The organism is Neoalteromonas arenosi (genome assembly GCF_030362855.1).
In the GTDB taxonomy this organism is placed as follows: domain Bacteria; phylum Pseudomonadota; class Gammaproteobacteria; order Enterobacterales; family Alteromonadaceae; genus Alteromonas_E; species Alteromonas_E arenosi.
The window spans coordinates 123,375-142,805 of record NZ_JAUCBP010000006.1; the positions used below are offsets into that span (position 1 = coordinate 123,375).

General features: G+C 47.2%; 17 protein-coding genes. 9 read left to right on the forward strand and 8 right to left on the reverse strand.

What is annotated here, in order from left to right; genetic code table 11:
- Window positions 1-15 precede the first annotated feature (15 nt).
- The 3 genes from QTP81_RS04785 to QTP81_RS04795 are packed head-to-tail and all read right to left on the reverse strand — an operon-like array spanning window position 16 to window position 2,258.
- The gene (locus tag QTP81_RS04785) at window positions 16-774 is read right to left on the reverse strand and encodes an ATP-binding cassette domain-containing protein (protein ID WP_289364097.1); all 759 of its coding nucleotides are present in this window, start codon (window positions 772-774) and stop codon (window positions 16-18) included.
- 1 nt (window position 775) lies between these two features.
- On the reverse strand, window positions 776-1,786 hold the full coding sequence (locus QTP81_RS04790; protein ID WP_289364098.1) for a FecCD family ABC transporter permease: 1,011 nt from the start codon (window positions 1,784-1,786) through the stop codon (window positions 776-778).
- Entirely contained in the window at window positions 1,776-2,258 is a 483-nt protein-coding gene (locus QTP81_RS04795) for a low molecular weight protein-tyrosine-phosphatase (protein WP_289364100.1), read from the reverse strand. The genes QTP81_RS04790 and QTP81_RS04795 overlap by 11 nt, the downstream gene beginning before the upstream one ends.
- Window positions 2,259-2,384: 126 nt before the next feature.
- Between QTP81_RS04795 and pepE the strand changes: the two genes are divergently transcribed.
- Window positions 2,385-3,104 carry a dipeptidase PepE gene (gene pepE, locus QTP81_RS04800; protein WP_289364101.1) on the forward strand — a complete coding sequence of 240 codons (720 nt, stop codon included), beginning with the start codon at window positions 2,385-2,387 and terminating at the stop codon, window positions 3,102-3,104.
- Here the strand turns inward: pepE and bioD are convergent.
- From bioD to bioB, 4 genes are read right to left on the reverse strand one after another with little or no spacing between them, the layout of a single operon-like run.
- Window positions 3,101-3,796, reverse strand: a complete 696-nt coding sequence (gene bioD, locus QTP81_RS04805) for a dethiobiotin synthase (RefSeq protein ID WP_289364102.1) — start codon at window positions 3,794-3,796, stop codon at window positions 3,101-3,103. The genes pepE and bioD overlap by 4 nt on opposite strands.
- Window positions 3,797-3,799: 3 nt before the next feature.
- Window positions 3,800-4,627 carry a methyltransferase domain-containing protein gene (locus QTP81_RS04810; protein WP_289364103.1) on the reverse strand — a complete coding sequence of 276 codons (828 nt, stop codon included), beginning with the start codon at window positions 4,625-4,627 and terminating at the stop codon, window positions 3,800-3,802.
- Window positions 4,624-5,790 (reverse strand): 8-amino-7-oxononanoate synthase, encoded by a 1,167-nt coding sequence (gene bioF / locus QTP81_RS04815; protein ID WP_289364104.1) that lies wholly within the window; start codon window positions 5,788-5,790, stop codon window positions 4,624-4,626. The genes QTP81_RS04810 and bioF overlap by 4 nt, the downstream gene beginning before the upstream one ends.
- A 4-nt stretch (window positions 5,791-5,794) precedes the next feature.
- On the reverse strand, window positions 5,795-6,898 hold the full coding sequence (bioB, locus tag QTP81_RS04820; protein WP_289364105.1) for a biotin synthase BioB: 1,104 nt from the start codon (window positions 6,896-6,898) through the stop codon (window positions 5,795-5,797).
- Window positions 6,899-6,996: 98 nt separating this feature from the next.
- Here bioB and bioA point away from each other — a divergent pair, with 98 nt between their 5' ends.
- On the forward strand, window positions 6,997-8,271 hold the full coding sequence (gene bioA, locus QTP81_RS04825) for an adenosylmethionine--8-amino-7-oxononanoate transaminase (protein WP_289364106.1): 1,275 nt from the start codon (window positions 6,997-6,999) through the stop codon (window positions 8,269-8,271).
- Window position 8,272: 1 nt separating this feature from the next.
- Here bioA and QTP81_RS04830 read toward each other — a convergent pair whose 3' ends face one another.
- On the reverse strand, window positions 8,273-8,701 hold the full coding sequence (locus QTP81_RS04830; RefSeq protein ID WP_289364107.1) for a hypothetical protein: 429 nt from the start codon (window positions 8,699-8,701) through the stop codon (window positions 8,273-8,275).
- 141 nt (window positions 8,702-8,842) lie between these two features.
- Between QTP81_RS04830 and asnS the strand changes: the two genes are divergently transcribed.
- The 7 genes from asnS to QTP81_RS04865 all read left to right on the forward strand — a co-directional run bounded on the left by asnS (window position 8,843) and on the right by QTP81_RS04865 (window position 19,329).
- Window positions 8,843-10,240 carry an asparagine--tRNA ligase gene (gene asnS / locus QTP81_RS04835; RefSeq protein ID WP_289364108.1) on the forward strand — a complete coding sequence of 466 codons (1,398 nt, stop codon included), beginning with the start codon at window positions 8,843-8,845 and terminating at the stop codon, window positions 10,238-10,240.
- 217 nt (window positions 10,241-10,457) lie between these two features.
- The gene (locus tag QTP81_RS04840; RefSeq protein WP_289364109.1) at window positions 10,458-11,510 is read left to right on the forward strand and encodes a paraquat-inducible protein A; all 1,053 of its coding nucleotides are present in this window, start codon (window positions 10,458-10,460) and stop codon (window positions 11,508-11,510) included.
- A complete protein-coding gene (gene pqiB, locus QTP81_RS04845) occupies window positions 11,500-13,158 on the forward strand; it encodes an intermembrane transport protein PqiB (protein WP_289364110.1) in 1,659 nt (552 codons plus the stop codon). The genes QTP81_RS04840 and pqiB overlap by 11 nt, the downstream gene beginning before the upstream one ends.
- Window positions 13,151-13,759, forward strand: coding sequence for a PqiC family protein (locus tag QTP81_RS04850; protein ID WP_289364111.1), 609 nt, complete (start codon window positions 13,151-13,153; stop codon window positions 13,757-13,759). Before pqiB ends, QTP81_RS04850 begins: the two co-directional genes overlap by 8 nt.
- Before the next feature lie 8 nt (window positions 13,760-13,767).
- Window positions 13,768-14,862 carry a GGDEF domain-containing protein gene (locus QTP81_RS04855; protein WP_289364112.1) on the forward strand — a complete coding sequence of 365 codons (1,095 nt, stop codon included), beginning with the start codon at window positions 13,768-13,770 and terminating at the stop codon, window positions 14,860-14,862.
- 134 nt (window positions 14,863-14,996) lie between these two features.
- Entirely contained in the window at window positions 14,997-16,160 is a 1,164-nt protein-coding gene (locus QTP81_RS04860) for an efflux RND transporter periplasmic adaptor subunit (RefSeq protein WP_289364113.1), read from the forward strand.
- Between the two features lie 13 nt (window positions 16,161-16,173).
- Window positions 16,174-19,329, forward strand: coding sequence for an efflux RND transporter permease subunit (locus QTP81_RS04865; protein ID WP_289364114.1), 3,156 nt, complete (start codon window positions 16,174-16,176; stop codon window positions 19,327-19,329).
- Window positions 19,330-19,431: the final 102 nt, after the last annotated feature.

Sequence of the window (19,431 nt, forward strand, 5' to 3'; positions counted from 1 at the left end):
ATAGCACAGGCATAGTTACGGTATCAGCCTCGGAAGGTAGAATTCGTATGCATTTTCAGAATAAATAAGATTAAATTCACATCCAAAGCAACGCGACAAATTTGCCGCCGTTAAAACGGCTGATTTAATCCCGCTGGCAGTCACTCTGCCACCTTCTAACATGACACAATCAGTGGCATATCGCGCAGTTAGTTGTAAATCATGACATGACATAATTACGCAATTGCCCTGTGCGACTAATGCAGTTAAAAAATCCATCACTGCCAGCTGATACTTTACATCTAATCCTTGCATAGGTTCGTCTAAGAATATTAGTGCTTCTCCGCGACTGATACAGGTCCAAATTTGCAACAAACAGCGGGCAATATGAACGCGCTGTAATTCGCCCCCTGAAAGTTGCGTTATGGGCCTGTTAAGCAAACTCTTAAGTTCCAGTGCTACAGCCAACTGCTCTGGAATATCTGTAGTAACACCATAAAAATTCAGTACTTCGCGCACGCTAATTTCAAACTGACAAGTTACACCCTGCTCTAACAAGCAACGTTCTTGTGCCAGTAGATTTAATGGCCATTCCGATAAGGGTTTGTTACGCAGCATTACATGAGCGCGATGTTCCGCATACAATCCTGCTGCGCAGCTCAACAAAGTTGATTTACCCGCGCCGTTACTGCCAACGACATGTACCAACTGGCCGGGATAAAACTGCAAGTGTTGCACTGTGAGTCGGTTGTCGACTTCTAAGTGCTCGATACACAACACAGGCGCGGCACTCATTCTAACGCCCGCCCGCCGGTCGAAATTGCCCGCGTAGCAAGGCCCAAATAAAAATGGGACCACCGATGGAAGCCGTTAACATCGATACCGGTAATGTCGTTACCGCCCATACTTCGGTAACCAGAACTACCAATAGCAGTAATGCCCCGCCTAGTAGTGCAGACGCTGGTATCAACCACCGATTGTCATAGCCAATCATGAAGCGCAAGAAATGTGGGACCAACAAGCCAATAAACGCAATCGAGCCGGCTAAAGAAACCGCACATCCCACTGCTAGCGCACAGGCGATTAGCAACCGCTTTTGTAGCGCTTGCACATTTACGCCTGCGGCAATGGCATTGTTTGCTCCTAGATACAACTGATTTAATTGGGTTGTTTTGCCGAGGATAAAACCAATCGCGAACAAGAGAATAGGCGCGCCAATTAGTAAAACTTTCGGATCGCTTTGATACAAACTCCCCATCAACCAAAAAGTAAGGTTGCGCATGGCTTGAGCATCAGCAAAGTAATACAACCAAGCGATAATTGCTCCACTCAAAGTAGAAATGGCAATCCCAGCCAGGATCACTGCTACCGGTGAATGCTGTAAACGCGCGGCGATTTTTATAATAATGAATGTAGATACTAGTGCACCGATAAAGCTCGCAAGCGGCAACCAATATTGTACCGCTAGAAAACCAGCACCAAAGCCGGATAACAATACCGCTGCGGCCATTAAACTCGCACCACTGGAAATACCAATAATCCCGGGATCGGCCAGTGGGTTTTGCAGTAGAACCTGTAAACACCCGGCGCTTACTGCCAGCGCCGCACCAACCAAAAATGCTGTGACTAAGGTCGGTAATGTCAGTTGCCACATCACATGCTCAAAGGCATGGGCATTTGCCAGTGTCATTTTTAAATGCACTAACACTGCAGCAAATAGCAAGAGCACTAACACAGCTAACGCGACAATAACGCGCAAGGGTTTTGTTGTGCTAGATGTGCTAGTCAGTACAAAATTAGTCGTCACTCTGTGCCTTTTGCAAGTGAGTTACCAGACCATCTGAAGCGTCTTCAATTAAGTCGAGAACCAATTCAAAACCGCGCTTACCGCCGTAGTATGGATCGGGGACTTCTGTATAACGGCTTTCACCAAAGTTGAGCATAAGCTTGACTTTATGCTTGTGCTCTTCCGGGCAGCGTTTTAGCAAGTTCTCGATGTTTTCGTCGTCCATGCCTAAGATTAAATCAAATTGTTCAAAGTCACTGTCATCGACCCGACGGCAGGCAATGCCTTTAAAGTCGTACCCGCGCGCAATCGCTGCCTGCTGGGAACGCGGATCGGGTGCTTTGCCAATGTGATAACCATGTGTACCAGCCGAATCGATATCGACCGTTAAATCCGCCTCGCGTGCCTTTGCGCGAAACACCGCTTCTGCAGTCGGTGAACGACAAATATTTCCCAAACATACAAACAGCACTGAAGGCACTGACCCAGACATAACATTTCCCTTGAGTTTAAAGAGCCATCATTCTAATCAGTCTCGGTGAGACTGCAACGCTTGAAGTCTTATTTTAAAGAAGCTGCTACACTATGGCGCGAAATTTACCACTGAAACAGGCACTCCATGCACCACATTTTGATGTTGAGCAGCTCCAGAGCTAGCACTGAAGACTATTTAGAACACGCAGTCCCCATGATTGATGCACACTTGGCTAAAGCCAGCGTCGCAACCACTAATATCGTGTTTATTCCCTATGCGGGCGTAACCATTGATTACGAAGAATACACAGCGCGCGTGAGTGCTGCATTACCGGGTAAAAACATACGTGGAATTCACACCTTCGACACGGCACGAGAAGGTCTAGCTGCAGCTGATGTGATAATGGTCGGTGGTGGTAATACATTTCAATTGTTGCAGCAACTGTATGCCAACGAGCTTATCGAGCCGTTGCAGGATCGGGTAAATAACGGCTTGCCCTATATCGGTTGGAGTGCTGGCTCAAATATTTGCGGCCGAACTATTCGCACAACCAACGATATGCCAATTGTCGAGCCTGATAGTTTTGCTGCTTTAGGCTTTATCGACTGTCAATTAAACCCACACTACAGTGATTATCAACCGCCCAATCACAATGGTGAAACCCGTGACCAGCGCCTCGCTGAGTTCTGTCAACTATGGCCGAAAACGCCAGTGATTGCGATTCGTGAGGGTACTGCACTGACTAAGTACGGCGATGACATAACCTTAGTCGGTGCGCTAGATGGATTCGTATTTATTGGCAGCGAAAAACTACCCATTACAACAGGTACGCAACTCAACAAATGGGCAACTGAACAAGACTAAGCGACGGTTAACCCGCTAACATCAAGACAATCGGCGACGCGCTCAACTGCAGTAGACTGTGCGTTGTCGCCTAAATACGGCACTTCACCAATTAGGGGCGCATCAATAAAAGCCTTTAATGTTGCGAGGTTTTCAGCCGCAACAGGCATATCGGTACTCAAGTGGTTTGCCACCCATCCAGCTATTTCAAAGCCTTGGCGCTTAATAGCGTCAACCGTAAGCAAGCTATGGTTTAAACAACCCAAGCGCATACCAACCACAATAAGTACGCGAGGTTTTAACTCACTTAATACTTCGGGCAAACACTGCTGATTGTTGATCGGTAGCTGCCAGCCACCAGCCCCTTCAGTGAGTAACACATCAGGTTGTAAATCGGCCAGTGCCTGCCAGCCAGCGATTATCTCGCAAGCGGTAATGGTCTGTCCGACTTGCTCTGCGGCAATATGAGGGGCGATCGGCGGCGCAAAAGCAATTGGGTTTACCTGGCTTAATGTAAGCGCAACACTACTGTGTTGCAGCAAGGCTTTGGCGTCACCATTTTCTAAGCCATGCTCAGTTTGTTCACAGCCGGCAGATATGGGTTTGTAGCCTATAGTTTGCTTGTTAAGCCGATTAAAGGCTTCGAGTAAACCGGTGCTAATCAGGGTTTTACCTACATCAGTATCCGTACCGGTAACAAACAAGTTTAACATTCACTAAGCTCCTGCACTTTGCTGTTGAAAGTGATAAAAATCGACGCTGTATGTAAGCTGTAGACCGTTCTCGCGGGCATGGTTTTGCTGCCACCAGCGCTGCAAACTGTGTAAATCATTGCGTTTTAGCGGTAACTGGGGGCTGCGAGTTACACCTGCGCCAATCCCTCTGATACTGTGCAGTAAAGTACGAATATCGGTGTGCTCAGTAACAAAATCATGTTGTTTTACGGCAGCAGTCTTTAGACCTACACTATGGGCTGCACTTAACCACTGATGGCGTGTAGCAAACTGATTGACCCGCTTTGACTGACCGATGGACTGCCAGCCTTGGCGCAGCTCCGGTAATGCATCGTGACGCAATATCGCCAAATAAGCCTGTCCCTGCGGTTTTAATGTGCGTTTTAGTTCTGCACATACACGTTGCGGAGATTGCGCCCATTGCAACGCCATACTCGACACTATTGTGTCGAGAAGGTTCTCGGTGATTGGCAATGCTTCCATATCGCCCTGTAAGTACTCACAGTCACGTGTATGGCTGCATTGCTGATTGAGCTTAGATGCGTGTTCAAGCATACCCGAAGCGAGATCAACACATAGCCATTGTTGCTGAGGCTTTTTCAATAACCGAGTGAGATAACCTGTGCCACAGCCCAAGTCCATAATCCGCCCAGTGATCGGAAGTACGGTGACTTGTCGGGCAAGCTGCTCGGCGATACTGCGCTGGACCAGCGCAATTTCCGCATAGTTTTGTGCTGAACGCGAAAATGCTGCTGCGACTCGGCTTTTATCAATTGTGCCAATATCTTGCTGCAGTGCGAGGTTAGTCATAGTCTATCCCTCGCAATAACCAATGCATCACACAACGCGTCTATATCTTGCGCTGAATGTAAACTTGACAATGTAATACGCAAGCGGTCTGATCCTTTAGGTACGGTTGGGTAACGCATGGCGCCAACCCAGACACCGAGCGACTTGAGCTGCTCTGCATAAGCGATAGTTGCGGCAGGATCGCCAACTACTAAGGGGTGAATAGCGGAATCAGACGGCATAAGCGCAAAATCCAAATCAGCCATCTTAGTTTTAAAGTACGCAATATTTGCGTGTAATTGTTGGCGTAAATCGCCCTGTTGGATTAACGCTAACGACGTTAGCGTTGCATGGGCCTGCGCGGGCGGCATTGCTGTGCTGTAGATGTAATGACGAGCAAAGTTTGTCAGGTAATCAATTAACGTTTGGCTGCCCGTAACAAATGCGCCTGCAGTACCGCATGCTTTACCCAAAGTCCCCATCAACACCTGACATTTATTTTGGTCGGTGGACGCAGCGCCAATGCCCTGCCCTTGCTCACCTAATACGCCAAAACCGTGCGCATCATCAATCATTAACCAAGCGCTGTGCCGCTCACTCAAATTCGCGAGCTTGTCAATCGGGGCGGTATCGCCGTCCATACTGAAAACGCCTTCAGTAGCAATCAGTACATTGCCACCTTCAGCACTCACTTGGTTGCTGGCAATATCTTCTAGGTGGTAGAGATCGTTGTGTTTAAAACGTTTGAATTGGCAACCGCTGGTGCGCCCGGCCTCAATTAAAGAGGCATGCGATAATTTATCGGCGATTAAAGTACCCGGCTGTTTAAACAATGCATGACAAATTGCATGATTGGCAGCATAACCGGAATTAAATAATAAACAGGCGTCGCGGCCGGTAAACTCAGCTAACGCTTCTGCTAGCTGCTGGTGCGCTCGACTAAAACCGGTTACCAGCGGTGAAGCGCCGCTGCCCGCGCCGTAAAGTTCAAGTCCTTCAACCCACGCTTGCAATACGTCTGGGTGCTGGCGCAACCCCAAGTAATCATTGCTGGCAAAATTGAGATAAGCGTTATCTGCAACGGTTATTAAACCGTCGTAATTAACGTCTACAACTTGATGCTGACGCAAAAGGTGGGCTTGCCGACGCTCCTCTAGGTCGGCTTGGATATAATCAAACGCCATTGGCTTATTTTACGGTTTCAGCCTTTTGAGTGTTTGCCTGGGTCGCGTCATAAAACAATTCAGCACCTTTCTGAGCATCAATCTCTTCATGCAACGCCGCTTCATGTGCTTCGTCAGAATACTCGCGCGTACGCTCAGAATTAATCCCTAGCTTTTTAAACAGGATCACATCTTCATGGGTTTCTGGATTTGATGTGGTCAACAGCTTACAACCATAGAAAATTGAGTTTGCGCCAGCCATAAAACACAAGGCTTGCATCTGCTCGTTCATGGCTTCGCGCCCAGCAGATAAGCGCACATAGGATTTAGGCATCATGATACGTGCGACTGCGATGGTGCGAATAAACTCGAAAGGTTCGAGGTCTTCGACACTATCTAACGGTGTGCCTTTAACCTTAACCAACATGTTAATGGGCACACTCTCAGGTTGGCGCGGTAAATTGGCCAGTTGCATCAATAATCCTGAGCGATCTTCAGGCGTTTCCCCCATCCCAACAATGCCGCCAGAACACACATTCATACCGGCTTCACGCACGTGCTCTAAGGTATCTAAACGGTCTTGATAGGTCCTTGTAGTGATAATATCGCCATAGTATTCAGGTGAGGTATCAAGGTTGTGATTGTAGTAATCCAATCCCGCTTGTTTTAACGCAATAGCTTGATCGCGCGTTAGCATCCCCAGCGTCATGCAGGTTTCTAGTCCTAGACTTTTCACTTCGCGGATCATGTCGGCCACATAAGGGATATCGCGATCTTTCGGATTACGCCACGCCGCGCCCATACAAAAACGCGTTGAACCTGCAGCTTTCGCTTCGCGCGCACGCTGAATAACCTTTTCAATTTCTAATAATCGCTCTTTTTCCAAGCCGGTATCGTAGCGCGCACTTTGCGGGCAGTACTTACAATCTTCCGGGCAAGCACCGGTTTTAATCGATAACAATGTGCTGACTTGGACTTGATTAGGGTCGAAATGTTGGCGATGCACCGTCTGGGCTTTAAACAGTAAATCGTTGAAAGGCATTTGGAACAACTCATTGACTTGTTCAATGGTCCAATCGTGACGTACGAGAGATTCAGAATTCAAACTAGGCGATGCCGAAGCAGACATGGGTTACCCTTTACATGCAAAAAATACTGGCTTAGTCTAAGCGCCGCAAACGACTTGTCAACTCTGACCATTCACCAACATTGACTAACGGTTAAATTTTGAACATCATTGAATTTGATAAACAGCATATCTGGCATCCTTACACCTCCGCCACCAATCCTTTGCCCTGTTACGAGGTAGTTAGCGCTAAAGGCGTAGAGCTTACCTTAGCTGACGGTCGGCAGTTGGTTGATGGTATGTCTTCTTGGTGGGCGGCGATACATGGCTACAATCACCCACATTTAAATGCGGCGCTACAAACTCAAACCGCAAAGATGGCACACGTAATGTTTGGCGGTATTACTCATCCACCCGCAGTGCAGCTGTGTCGTACTCTTTTAGAATTGCTACCCGATGGGATGGAACGAATCTTTTTAGCCGATTCAGGCTCGGTTTCGGTCGAAGTTGCGATTAAAATGGCTATTCAATACTGGGCAGCGCAGGGGCAACCGCAGAAACACCGCTTGTTAAGTCCGCGCAACGGTTATCACGGTGATACCTTTGCCGCCATGTCGGTGTGTGATCCCGTTAATGGTATGCACAGTCTGTTTCAATCCGTGTTGAGCCAGCAATTGTTCGCCCCAGCACCACAAACACGTTTTGGTGCTGTGTGGAACGAAGATGAGATGCTACCCGTTATCGAGATATTCGAGCAACATCACCACGAAATGGCCGCTGTGATCCTCGAACCTATCGTTCAAGGTGCTGGCGGCATGCGCATGTACCACCCAGAGTATTTAAAACGCGTTCGTCAACTGTGTGATGAATACGATGTTCTGTTAATCGTCGATGAGATCGCTACCGGCTTTGGGCGTACAGGCAAACTATTTGGTGTCGAGCATGCGGGTATTGCGCCAGATATTATGTGTTTGGGTAAAGCCTTAACTGGCGGATATATGACCATGGCAGCCGCCATCTGTACGCAAGAAGTTGCGTTAGGTATTTGCGAGGGGGAACCTGGCGTATTTATGCACGGCCCTACTTATATGGGTAACCCACTGGCTTGTGCCGTCGCGCATGCGAGTTTGGAGTTAATTCAACAAAACCACTGGCAGTCACAAGTGCCGCAAATTGAACGTCAGCTGCAACAGGAGCTAGCCCCTTGTCGTGCTCTGAGTATTGTCGCCGATGTACGTGTGCTCGGAGCTATAGGTGTAATTGAAACTGAGCGCGCTATACCGGTAGCTGAATTACAACGCCATTTTGTAGCCGATGGCGTATGGATCCGGCCGTTTGGCAAGTTGGTCTATATTATGCCGCCATTTGTGATTAATGCAGAGCAATTGTCAAAGCTTACGCAGTCGTTATTTACTACCTTGAGCAAATACAGCTAGGTCAAAAATCCACTGTGATTTGCAAGGTCAACAAGCTAACGACCACTATGACAGCCAGAATGACCAGATTAACGCCAAAACGATCGGTTTGGCGGCGTGAGCGTTGGCGGTTTAAAATTACGCTTATCAGCGTAATGATCAAGCACGCCTGTAATAGTATATTCAACAGATCCACGTGAACCTGTGACCAGTCTTCGCGAACCTCGATATTAAAGTAGGCGTGTAACCCCGTCATCAACTCGGGTCGCGCATAATGAAACAAGACTAAAGCGCCTGCTAACCCCAACCAGGCAACTATGTTAAGAGCAACAGATAAACGGTAAATGCGATCTTGAATACGCGGCGTAGTGCGCCGGTCACGGCCCGACATGCGCATGTATTCCAAATCGGTTAATACACCTTGTGCCTGAGACTCTTTGTTATCACTCACGTCTAATTCTCCACTGCCAACAAGTGTTGGACCAACAACAAATACAATAACCAATAAATGCAGCAGTCTTTGCTGGTATAAGCGCTGCGGATCAGTATACTACGAGGTTTGATTTTTGCCTCGAATTATGGAGATGTATTTATGTCGCACGCCCCTGTCGTTGACGTGCTCAAGGGTCAATATGAAATCAGCACAACTGTGACGGTTAAAGGCTGGGTCAGAACCCGCCGTGACTCAAAAGCTGGACTTTCATTCATTGCGCTACACGACGGTAGCTGCTTTGATCCGGTACAGGTGATAGCACTCAATAATCTCGACAATTATGCAGACGTTCAACGTCTGACAGCGGGCTGCGCGGTTACGGCAACTGGCACAGTAAAAGCGTCTGAAGGCAAAGGCCAAGCACTTGAGATTGAAGCGACAGCTATCGAAGTCAATGGCTGGGTAGAAAACCCTGATACCTATCCTATGGCGGCTAAGCGACACAGCATCGAATACTTGCGAGAACATGCACATTTGCGTCCACGCACGAATGTAATTGGTGCCGTTGCGCGCGTGCGCAACTGTTTGTCGCAAGCCATCCACCGATTCTTCCACGAGCGCGGCTATTTTTGGATCAGCACGCCAATTTTAACGGCAAGTGACACCGAAGGTGCCGGTGAAATGTTCCGTGTTAGTACGCTCGACATGATGAACTTACCGCGCGACGACAAAGGTAACGTTGATTATTCAGAAGACTTCTTCGGCAAAGAAACTTACCTTACCGTTTCGGGCCAGCTGAACGTTGAAACCTATGCTTGTGCCCTGTCAAAAGTGTACACCTTCGGCCCAACGTTCCGCGCTGAGAACAGTAATACCAGTCGCCACTTGGCGGAATTCTGGATGATTGAACCAGAAGTGGCATTTGCCGATTTGAGCGATATCGCACAATTGGCAGAAGATATGCTCAAGTACGTATGTAAAGCCGTACTTGAAGAGTTACCTGATGATATGGCGTTCTTCGCACAGCGTATCAACAAAGACGCAATAAGTCGTTTAGAGCAATTAGTCGATAGCGAATTTGTGCGCATGGACTATACCGATGCTATCGAAATTCTACAGAACTGCGGCAAGACATTTGAGTTCCCCGTCGAGTGGGGGGTTGATTTATCGTCTGAGCACGAGCGTTATCTCGCTGAAGAGCACGTTGGTGCGCCAATCATCATGCAGAATTATCCGAAGGATATTAAAGCGTTCTACATGCGTATTAACGACGACAACAAAACCGTTGCAGCAATGGACGTATTGGCACCAGGCATTGGTGAGATCATTGGTGGCTCACAGCGCGAGGAGCGCCTCGACGTATTCGATCGCCGCTTAGCTGAAATGGGATTGAGCCAAGAGGACTACTCTTGGTATCGCGATTTACGCCGTTACGGTACGGTACCGCACAGTGGTTTCGGACTTGGTTTTGAGCGCTTAGTGGCATATGTCACTGGCATGCAAAACGTCCGCGATGTCATCCCCTTTCCGCGAACACCGGGCAACGCTCAATATTAATCGTCAGAAGGCCGCGCATCCGCGGCCTTTTTTATTGCTAAGAACACGCTAAGCTTTTGATCCCACGTATATTTGAACTGGAGTAACGCTATCGATTGCTCTATGCTGGACTTATTGACATGCTCCCGCGTACCGAAAGAATACTGTGCCATTAATTCAATGCGAACATTGTGACTTAGCTGTAGACGTTCCGGTTTTAGCGCATCGGGAAAGGGCCATGTGTCCGCGTTGTGGCCATCAATTAGTCGCACATCGACGCAATGGTGTTGAATATGCTTACGCGTTCGCAGTCAGTGGTTTGCTGTTTTTGATACTGTCTTTGTTATTTGACTTCCTGTCGTTCCGCGCCAGCGGCCAACAAAATGCTATGGACTTACCTGCGGCATTGTTAACTCTCAGTGATAATGATTATACCTCGCTGGCTATTATTATGGCACTGGGCACACTCGTACTGCCCGGTTTAACGCTGTTGGGCATTGCCGTGTTTCAACATTTGCGCTTATTTGCCAAGCCGTCAAAGTTTGCCGCTAACACGCTACTGTGGATAAAACGCTTAATGCCATGGAGTATGGCGGAAATTTTTCTTGTTGGTACGCTAGTAAGTCTGATCAAAATAACCTCACTGGCGGACGTTTATTTCGGCTTATCGTTTTATGCCTATATCGCATTTACTATCTGCTTTGCCTGCGCCATGCTCTATTTTGAACGCGTGGATGCAGAATGGTGGCTAGGGGATATTGAAGCAGGTTATGAGATTCCCTTGGATTCGAAGCAAGCCAATATCAGTGTGCAGCGCACTTGGGCCTTGTTATTCACGGCTGCGCTACTCTATATACCGGCGAACACCTTACCCATTATGAATACCACTCTTCTGGGTAGCAATGAACCCAGTACCATCGTCGGTGGAGTCAGAACCTTATGGGAAAGTGGCTCTTATCCGGTTGCATCTATAATTTTTATCGCTAGTATCGTAGTGCCTGTGGCTAAACTTTTCGCTTTGGCTTGGCTTAATTATTCAGTTCAATATCAGCATGTTACCAACCAAAGGTTGCGCGCATTTAGCTACCGAGTAACGGAATTAATTGGTCGCTGGTCAATGATTGATGTGTTTGTAGTCGCGATTCTCGTCGCGCTTATTCAGTTGGGTAACACCATGTCGATTTACCCTGGCCCAGCTGTATTGGCTTTTTGTGCAGTGGTCTTTATTACGATGATCGCTGCAATGACTTTTGATAGTCGCTTGATTTGGTATGAGTTTGATGACGAATGAAACAAACGTAACACGGACCGCAGCGGTTAAGCCGGCAGCAAGATTGTCAAAGGTTTGGTTTATACCGCTGGTTGCATTGTTAGTTGGTGCTTGGATGATATTCCAGCAATGGGCAAACCAAGGTCCGCTAATTACCATCGAGCTCGAGACAGCGAGTGGCATTGAAGTCAATAAAACCCCGATCAAAGCGCGTGATCTCGACGTCGGTGTCGTCAAAAGTATCGATTTAAAACCCGATTTAGATGGCGTTGTCATTACGGCTAGAATGGACAAATCGGTTGCCGACTTGCTTACTACCGACACAGAATTTTGGGTAGTATCGCCGCGTATTTCGTTTAGCGGTGTATCAGGGCTAAATACCTTGTTATCCGGTAGTTACATTGCCATGGAGCCGGCTGAAAACGGGCAGATCCGCAGCGACTTTATCGCTTTAAGTCGTCCCCCCGTGACACCACCTGGCACACCGGGACTGCATATCACACTTAACAGTGCTGACGAATTCGCATTTAAAGAAGGCGACCCAATCATTTACAAAGGCTTTAAAGTCGGTGAATTTGAAGACATATTCTTTAATATCGAAGAGCGCGTAGTGTATTACAATGCTTTTATCGAAGCGCCTTACCACAAGTTAATTACTGAAAACACGCGTTTTTGGAATGTCAGTGGCGTTAAAATCAACCTTGCCTCAAGTGGCATATCGGTTGAAACCGGCAGTTTGGAAACACTTTTGACCAATGGCGTGACCTTTGGGATCCCGCCGGGCTTCGCTGCTGGCGAACAAATCACCAAGCGCGCTTATTTTGATATCTATCCGTCCTACGAGTCTGCTGCTGATGAGCGCTTTAAGCTCTCGGCGGAGTTTATATTGTTAATTGACGAAACTGTGCGCGGACTCGAAGTCGGTGCCCCCGTGGAATATCGCGGTATAGAGATTGGCGAGGTATTAGCCATCAACATGCAAAGCCCGCTGCCTGGGACGATCTTAGAAGAAGATTACGATATACCTGTACTGATCAATATCTACCCAGGGAAAGTTCGCCAACCAGATAACCAACAGGGATTAGAGTTTGTTCGAAAACAAATAAAGCATTGGGTACAACAAGACCTGCGGGCTACGTTGCGCATGGGCAATGTGTTAACCGGTGCCCTATATGTCGACCTGCAACACGTAGAAAATGCCCCTCCTGTAAAGCAAGCAGCGTTACTGGGTTATGATTTTATACCCAGTGCATCCGATGAATTTACCCAAATTACGCAAAAGGTTGACGCGCTACTCAACAAGCTCAATCAGGTTCCACTTGATACTGTGGTTGAGGATATTCAACAAGTGATTGCAACCATGACTGCAACCGCGGATTCGGTGGCACAAACCAGCGACAATATAAACGCTAAAATTAGCGAATTGGATGTGCAACTGTTAAACCAACAAATCGCTGTCGTGAGCGGCCAGTTAACTCAACTGTTAGCCGATTACTCCGATGGTTCTAATTCCTATGAGAACATCAATGACAGCATGCGCGCACTGCAACAAACTATGCGTGACATGCAACCATTGTTAATTCGCTTGAATGAAAAACCAAACAGTCTGGTGTTTGGGGATAACCTCTCACAAGACCCTCAACCGACAAGGAAATCAACTAATGATTAGGCAACTATTGTGCAGCACTTCGCAGGTCATTTTGTTGGCAGCCTTGACACTGGTGCTTGTTGGCTGTTCATCACAACCTGTTGTTATTAACTATTACATGTTGAACCTGGCGACATCCGAAGTGGCCCGCTCGACGTCCGATTTACCGCAGGTGAGTATTGAACGCGTTCACTTACCTGAACATCTAGAGCAGCGTAGTTTAGTCATGCAGCAATCTAACGGAACGCTATCTATCGCAACAAAGCACGTTTGGGCGCAACCGTTGGATGTTGATATTGCGGGTCTTCTAGCCACTGAAATCACAAAATTACAGTCCTTCGATGCTTATACCGGAGCAGCGATGAGCCGCCATGAGGATAACACTGCAGTGATATCTGTTTACGTTGAGCATTTTATGCCACTCGCTACTGGCGATGTAACTTTCACGGGATATTGGCTGGAGCGTCACAACGCCCACTTACAGGCTCCACAGCGGTTTACTTATCAAGCAAGCCTCAGTGCTGATGGTTATGCGGCTTCAGTTGCGCAAATGCGGTTATTAATTCGCCTTTTGGCGGCAGATATTAGTGCTACAATGCAACGACAACAAACGGTTAATTAGCCTTATATATGTTCGCTTTACTAGGACAATTAGCACGTCGTTACGCAAAAGCGGGTTGTTCTGACCACTTTGATGAAGACACTAACCGTCGAGTTGTCGTGGTCAATCTATTCGTCTTTATCGGTGGCGGGATTACCTTGGTTTTGGGTATTCGCGCGATAATGGGCGATGATAACCACTTAGCTATTTCGCTATTTATCGCCAGTTTACTGTTTTTCAGCACGCGCTGGTTACAAATTCTCAAACCGACTCGCTTTTATCAGACGGTTTCATCAACCATTTTGCAATGTTGCTTAATGGTTTTGACTCTCTACCTAGTCATTGCGGGTGGTAATAATAATACCGGCCCCCTTTGGATTTACTTGGTACCTCCGGTATGTATGTTTCTCGGTGGTTTCAAGTATGGCCTGATTGCGAATCTTATCTATACCGCAATACTGGCTATTATTCTGTTTGCGCCCAGTGAGATGTTACTCCTCACCAGTTATAGTTTTGAGTTTAAAACACGCCTGCTGTACTCGTTTATGACCATCATCTTTTTGTCCGCTTTTTATGAATACAGTCGCGAACAAAGCTACTCGGCGGTTGGTCAATTGCGCGATGAGTTCGAGCGTCAAGCCCTGCATGATCAACTGACTAAACTGCCGAATCGTCGTAACTTGAACGAGCAACTAAAGCACGAATATCAGCGAACTTTGCGCGAAAAAGAGCCTTTTTCGTTGCTTTTAGCCGACGTTGACTTCTTTAAGCGCATTAATGATGATTTCGGTCATGATGCAGGTGACGAAGTTCTGCTCATACTTGCTCAACGCTTCAAACAAGCCGTACGCAATCAGGATTTAGTTTCGCGATGGGGCGGTGAAGAGTTTTTATTTTTACTACCTCAGACCTCGCTACAACAAGCTGCAGAAGTGGCTGAAAAGGTCCGGTTGCAGACTGTCAACGAACCGGTATGGCAGAATCAACGTCCTATCCCCGTTACCATCAGTATTGGTGTAGCCGAAGTGAATCCGAACACCAGCATTGACGATGCAATTAATTTGGCTGACAAACGCTTATATATCGCTAAGCAGGATGGTCGGAACAGAGTCATATGGCAATAAAATAGCCTTTAGCTTCCCCTTCCACCGTTTCATGACAAATTTGTAATCACAGTTCGTTACATTTCACTGATCGTTTTTTTCCTATATCAAAGTAGTATTAGACAAAGGAATTAACTCACTAGAAATTTACGCATATGAGAACAAACAATATATGGCTAAAACTGCTGGTCACTGTAGTCATATTAGGAGCTGGCATCGGAGGCATGATGGCGATTGGCTCGAGTGGCTCCGAGGAAACGGAAGAGGAAATTCAAGATACTCGTCCAACGGTAAGGATCCAACCGCTAAACGCCCTTGATTACACCGTAACGATAGAAAGTTACGGTGAAGTTCGTCCGCTCGAGAGCACTAACTTGTCAGCTCAGGTTGCCGGTGAAGTGGTTAGCTGGAATCCCAACTTTGTTCCCGGCGGTATTGTAAAGCGCGGCGAAGTGCTGTTTAGCATTGAACGTGATGCCTACGAATCGGCACTTTTACAAGCGGAAGCACAACTCTCTCAAGCACAAGCTCTGTTAATTGAAGAGCAAGCGCGAGCAGACGTCGCGAAACGCGAAGCCAGCAGCTTACCTAATCAGCAAGTGTCGGATTTGTATCTGCGCAAGCCTCAAGTAATGAGTGCCCAAGCTAGCGTGAAGTCAGCCCAAGCTCAGTTGCGCATCGCTCAGCGAGACTTAGACAATACCCAAGTGAAAGCGCCTTATGACGCATTGGTCGTATCGCGTGAGATTGGTGTTGGTCAGTTTGTTAATGTGGGCATGAATACCGCCATGCTCCACAATATTGAAACCGCTGAAGTTGTCTTCCCTATTGCGGGTTTTGATACAGAATATTTGCCAGAGGTAATTGCTGGAAAACCTGCGCAAGTTATTACTCGTGGTCGTCGCCCTGTGTCAAGAACCGGGTACGTAGCGCGGGATTTAGGCGTTGTTGACGAAGCAACACGAATGTCTAATTTAGTGATCCGCATTGACGATCCTTATGGGGTCAACAGCGGTGAGCAAGCCCTGAAGTTTGGTAACTATGTCGAAGTAAGTTTTGCCGGCATTGTGCTCGAAGATGTATTTCGAATCAAACAAGATTTGGTGAATAAGAGTGCTGTTTGGCTACTGGATGAAAACGGTCAAATGCAAAAACGTCAGGTCAATGTTGTCCGCGAACAAGGCGATTACTTTTTGATTGACGCTGGCTTACATAGCGGCGAGCGAATCGTTCTTACACTACCTGAATACCCACAAACCGGTATGGAAGTGATAGTTATTGACGAGAATACTACTGACGCGCTAGCGCCATCAGAATAGTAAGGTACAGAATATGAATGCTCGAAACGACGCAAAAAGCGGCATAATTGCATTTTTCGCAAATAATTCAGTAGCGGCCAATCTCATGATGTTTTTTATCATCATCATGGGGATAGTCAGTTATCTTACTATCCAGCGCCAAATGTTTCCCAATATTGAAATTAATTACATCAATATTGAAGCTCAGTATCGCGGCGCATCACCGCAAGAAATTGAAGAATCAATTTTAATCAAAATCGAAGAGTCGCTCAAAGACGTCACCGAGATCAAACGCATCGTGTCACGTGGCTTCAGGAATAGTGGCCGGGTTACGCTGGAAATTTTTCCTGAAGAAGATTTAACTGACGTACTCGACAAGGTCAAATTGCGGGTCGATGGCATAGCAACTTTTCCGGCGGATATGGAGCCGGTAACTGTTTACCAAATCGAATTCCGGCAAGATGTGTTAGAAATGCCTTTGGTCGGCGACCTGCCCTTAGGTGAGCTGAAAGTATTAGCTAAACAAATCGAGCAGGAATTGTTACAACTCGACAACGTCGCATTGGTTGAGATGGGCGCGCCTGATGACGAAATTGCCGTTGAGGTGCAACCAGAAATGTTGCGCAAATACAATGTCACCATTAACGACATCACTCAGGCTATTCGTCGTTATTCTGCGAATATTTCTGCTGGTCAATTACGCACAGATTCCGGGATTATTTCAGTGCGTGTAGAAAATCAGTATTACAGTGGTGAAGAATTTCGCCAAATACCTATCAAGATAGGTAATAACGGGGCTCGAGTGCTTCTCGGTGACGTGGCTACTGTAACTGATGGCTTTACAGAGGGTGAGCGTTACTTCAAATACTCCGGCCAAAATGCGATGTGGATGGCGGTTAAAGCCACCAAGACCCAAAATATGGTCCCCGTAGCTGAGAGCGTTAAGCAATATATTGAGCAGCGTAACAAAACCCTTCCTGATGGCGTCCGGCTCGAAATACTGGTCGATATGACCTATTACCTCAATGCACGTCTGGATATGATGCTCAGCAACTTGTTCCAAGGCGCAATACTGGTTGCATTATTACTGACAATATTCCTGCGCTTCCGTTTGGCCTTCTGGGTAATGGTCGGCTTACCGGTATGTTTTTTAGGGGCGGTAATGATGATGCCAGTCTTTGGCGTCAGCATTAACATTTTGTCACTGTTCGCATTCATCATGGTACTGGGTATTGTGGTCGATGATGCGATTGTTATAGGAGAAAGCGCCTATACTGAAATTGAAAGTAAAGGTGGAGGAGTCGATAACGTCGTACGCGGTGCTAAGCGCGTGGCAACACCAGCGACCTTCGGTGTATTAACGACTATAGCAGTATTTGCGCCTGCCACGATGAGCTCTGGTCCAGAGGGGGCGTTTTTCTATAATATCTCGGTCGTTGTCATCTTGTGTTTGGTCTTCAGTTTGATTGAATCCAAACTCATCTTACCGGCACACTTGGCGCACACTAAGTTTCCACCCGTAAAGAAAAACAGCTGGCGCGCTCGTTTTAACAGCCGTTTCTTTGGCTTCGTCAATGGTCCTTATAAACGCGCCATTGCCGCATGTATTGAGTGGCGCTGGGCAGTATTTATGGGCTTTTTGGCGATGCTGTTAATCAGTGTTGGATTAATTCAAGCCAACTACGTCAGAACGGTGCCGAATCCAAAAGTGCCACACGACTTCCCTAGTGTTCGTATCGAAATGAACGAAACTGTATCTGATACTGCAACCATTGAAGCATTGCAAACGATTGAAAATGTTATTTGGCAAATCGAAGAAGACACGATTAAAGAGCATGGCTCAGGCATGATCAGAGACTTACTTGCCTTTAACCAAGGTCGGACCGAGGCCCGAATCGTTGTGCCACTGGTTGGCGAGGATGAGCGTCATTTTGATACATTTGAGCTTGCCCGTCGCTGGCGAGAAGCTATCCCTCCCATTCCTGGAATGAAGTCGTTTACCGTTCAGGATGATGTTAATGGTGGCGGTGACAATGGTGAGTTTGGCTATTTAATCTTCGGTCCTGATCTCGATACATTGAACGCCGCAGGTCGTCGATTTATTGAAATGCTGCAACAACAAGAGGGTCTGTTTGACGTTAGCTCAACCATCGACCCCGCGAGCAAAGAAATTCAAATGACGCTGTTGCCCGTGGCCTATGATTTAGGTCTCGATCTTAGCAGTATAGCCAATCAAGTAGGTGCTAGTTTCTTTGGTGGCGAAGCACAACGGGTAATTCGCAATGGTGAAGAAGTCCGAGTAATGGTGCGCTATCCGCGCCTAACACGTGAGCAATTTGCATCGCTTAAATACGCGGTTATAACCACGCCATCTGGCCGAGAGGTCATGCTCGGTGATGTTGTAGAGCTTACCGAAGAGCCAGGTATCAGTTACATTCGCCGCGAAGCGGGCTATCAAAGTGTGTACGTTTGGGGCTCAATTGACGAGCGTCTGGTTGAACCGAACGAAGTGGTTGAAGATATTCGCGAAACCTTGTTACCGAACTTGTTCAAGGAATTCCCAGGTGTTAAAACCGAGCTGGGCGGTGATATCAAAGAGCAGCAAGCGCAACAAAATGAACAGCTAATGTTCTTTATTGCTGGTTTGATTATTGTTTTTATTCTGCTCGCAGTGCCACTGAAGAGCTATGGCCAGCCGTTGATCATTATGTCGGTTATCCCATTTAGTTTCACAGGGGCGATTTGGGGTCACTTCTTCATGGGCATTGACCTCAGCATGATGTCATTCTTTGGCTTGATTGCGGCCGCAGGTGTTGTAATAAACGACAGCTTAGTAATGACAGATTTTGTGAACCAACGACGCGCACAAGGCTATTCCATTCGGGAAGCGGTGGTTGAGGCTGGCTGTGCGCGCTTTAGAGCGATTACACTTACGTCGATAACTACCTTTGCTGGTGTGTTGCCAATAATGTTTGAAACAAGCTTGCAAGCCGCTTTTGTGATACCGATGGCCGTAGCGCTAGGATTCGCAGTTATGTATGCAACACTGGTTACCCTGTTGCTAGTGCCGTGCTTATACATGATTTTACTCGACCTGCGCCGTCCATTCAGTGCTATCAAGCGTCGATTAACGCGGACTAAAGACACTGATGCACCAAATGCTGGTGACCCAGTCGGTGTTGGCAAATAGGCTACCGTTGACGCTATCCAAACGGCTGCTTTCGCAGCCGTTTTTTTATCTCTCTCAAAATAAAAAATAAATTTCCCGTTAAAAGTTTGCACGATCGACAAA

Coding starts and splice junctions, on each gene's coding strand:
- QTP81_RS04785 (WP_289364097.1), bottom strand. CDS start 774: ATGAGTGCCGCGCCTGTGTTGTGTATCGAGCACTTAGAAGTCGACAAC.
- QTP81_RS04795 (WP_289364100.1), bottom strand. CDS start 2,258: ATGTCTGGGTCAGTGCCTTCAGTGCTGTTTGTATGTTTGGGAAATATT.
- pepE (WP_289364101.1), top strand. CDS start 2,385: ATGCACCACATTTTGATGTTGAGCAGCTCCAGAGCTAGCACTGAAGAC.
- bioD (WP_289364102.1), bottom strand. CDS start 3,796: ATGTTAAACTTGTTTGTTACCGGTACGGATACTGATGTAGGTAAAACC.
- QTP81_RS04810 (WP_289364103.1), bottom strand. CDS start 4,627: ATGACTAACCTCGCACTGCAGCAAGATATTGGCACAATTGATAAAAGC.
- bioF (WP_289364104.1), bottom strand. CDS start 5,790: ATGGCGTTTGATTATATCCAAGCCGACCTAGAGGAGCGTCGGCAAGCC.
- bioB (WP_289364105.1), bottom strand. CDS start 6,898: ATGTCTGCTTCGGCATCGCCTAGTTTGAATTCTGAATCTCTCGTACGT.
- asnS (WP_289364108.1), top strand. CDS start 8,843: ATGTCGCACGCCCCTGTCGTTGACGTGCTCAAGGGTCAATATGAAATC.
- QTP81_RS04840 (WP_289364109.1), top strand. CDS start 10,458: ATGTGTCCGCGTTGTGGCCATCAATTAGTCGCACATCGACGCAATGGT.
- pqiB (WP_289364110.1), top strand. CDS start 11,500: ATGACGAATGAAACAAACGTAACACGGACCGCAGCGGTTAAGCCGGCA.
- QTP81_RS04850 (WP_289364111.1), top strand. CDS start 13,151: ATGATTAGGCAACTATTGTGCAGCACTTCGCAGGTCATTTTGTTGGCA.
- QTP81_RS04855 (WP_289364112.1), top strand. CDS start 13,768: ATGTTCGCTTTACTAGGACAATTAGCACGTCGTTACGCAAAAGCGGGT.
- QTP81_RS04860 (WP_289364113.1), top strand. CDS start 14,997: ATGAGAACAAACAATATATGGCTAAAACTGCTGGTCACTGTAGTCATA.
- QTP81_RS04865 (WP_289364114.1), top strand. CDS start 16,174: ATGAATGCTCGAAACGACGCAAAAAGCGGCATAATTGCATTTTTCGCA.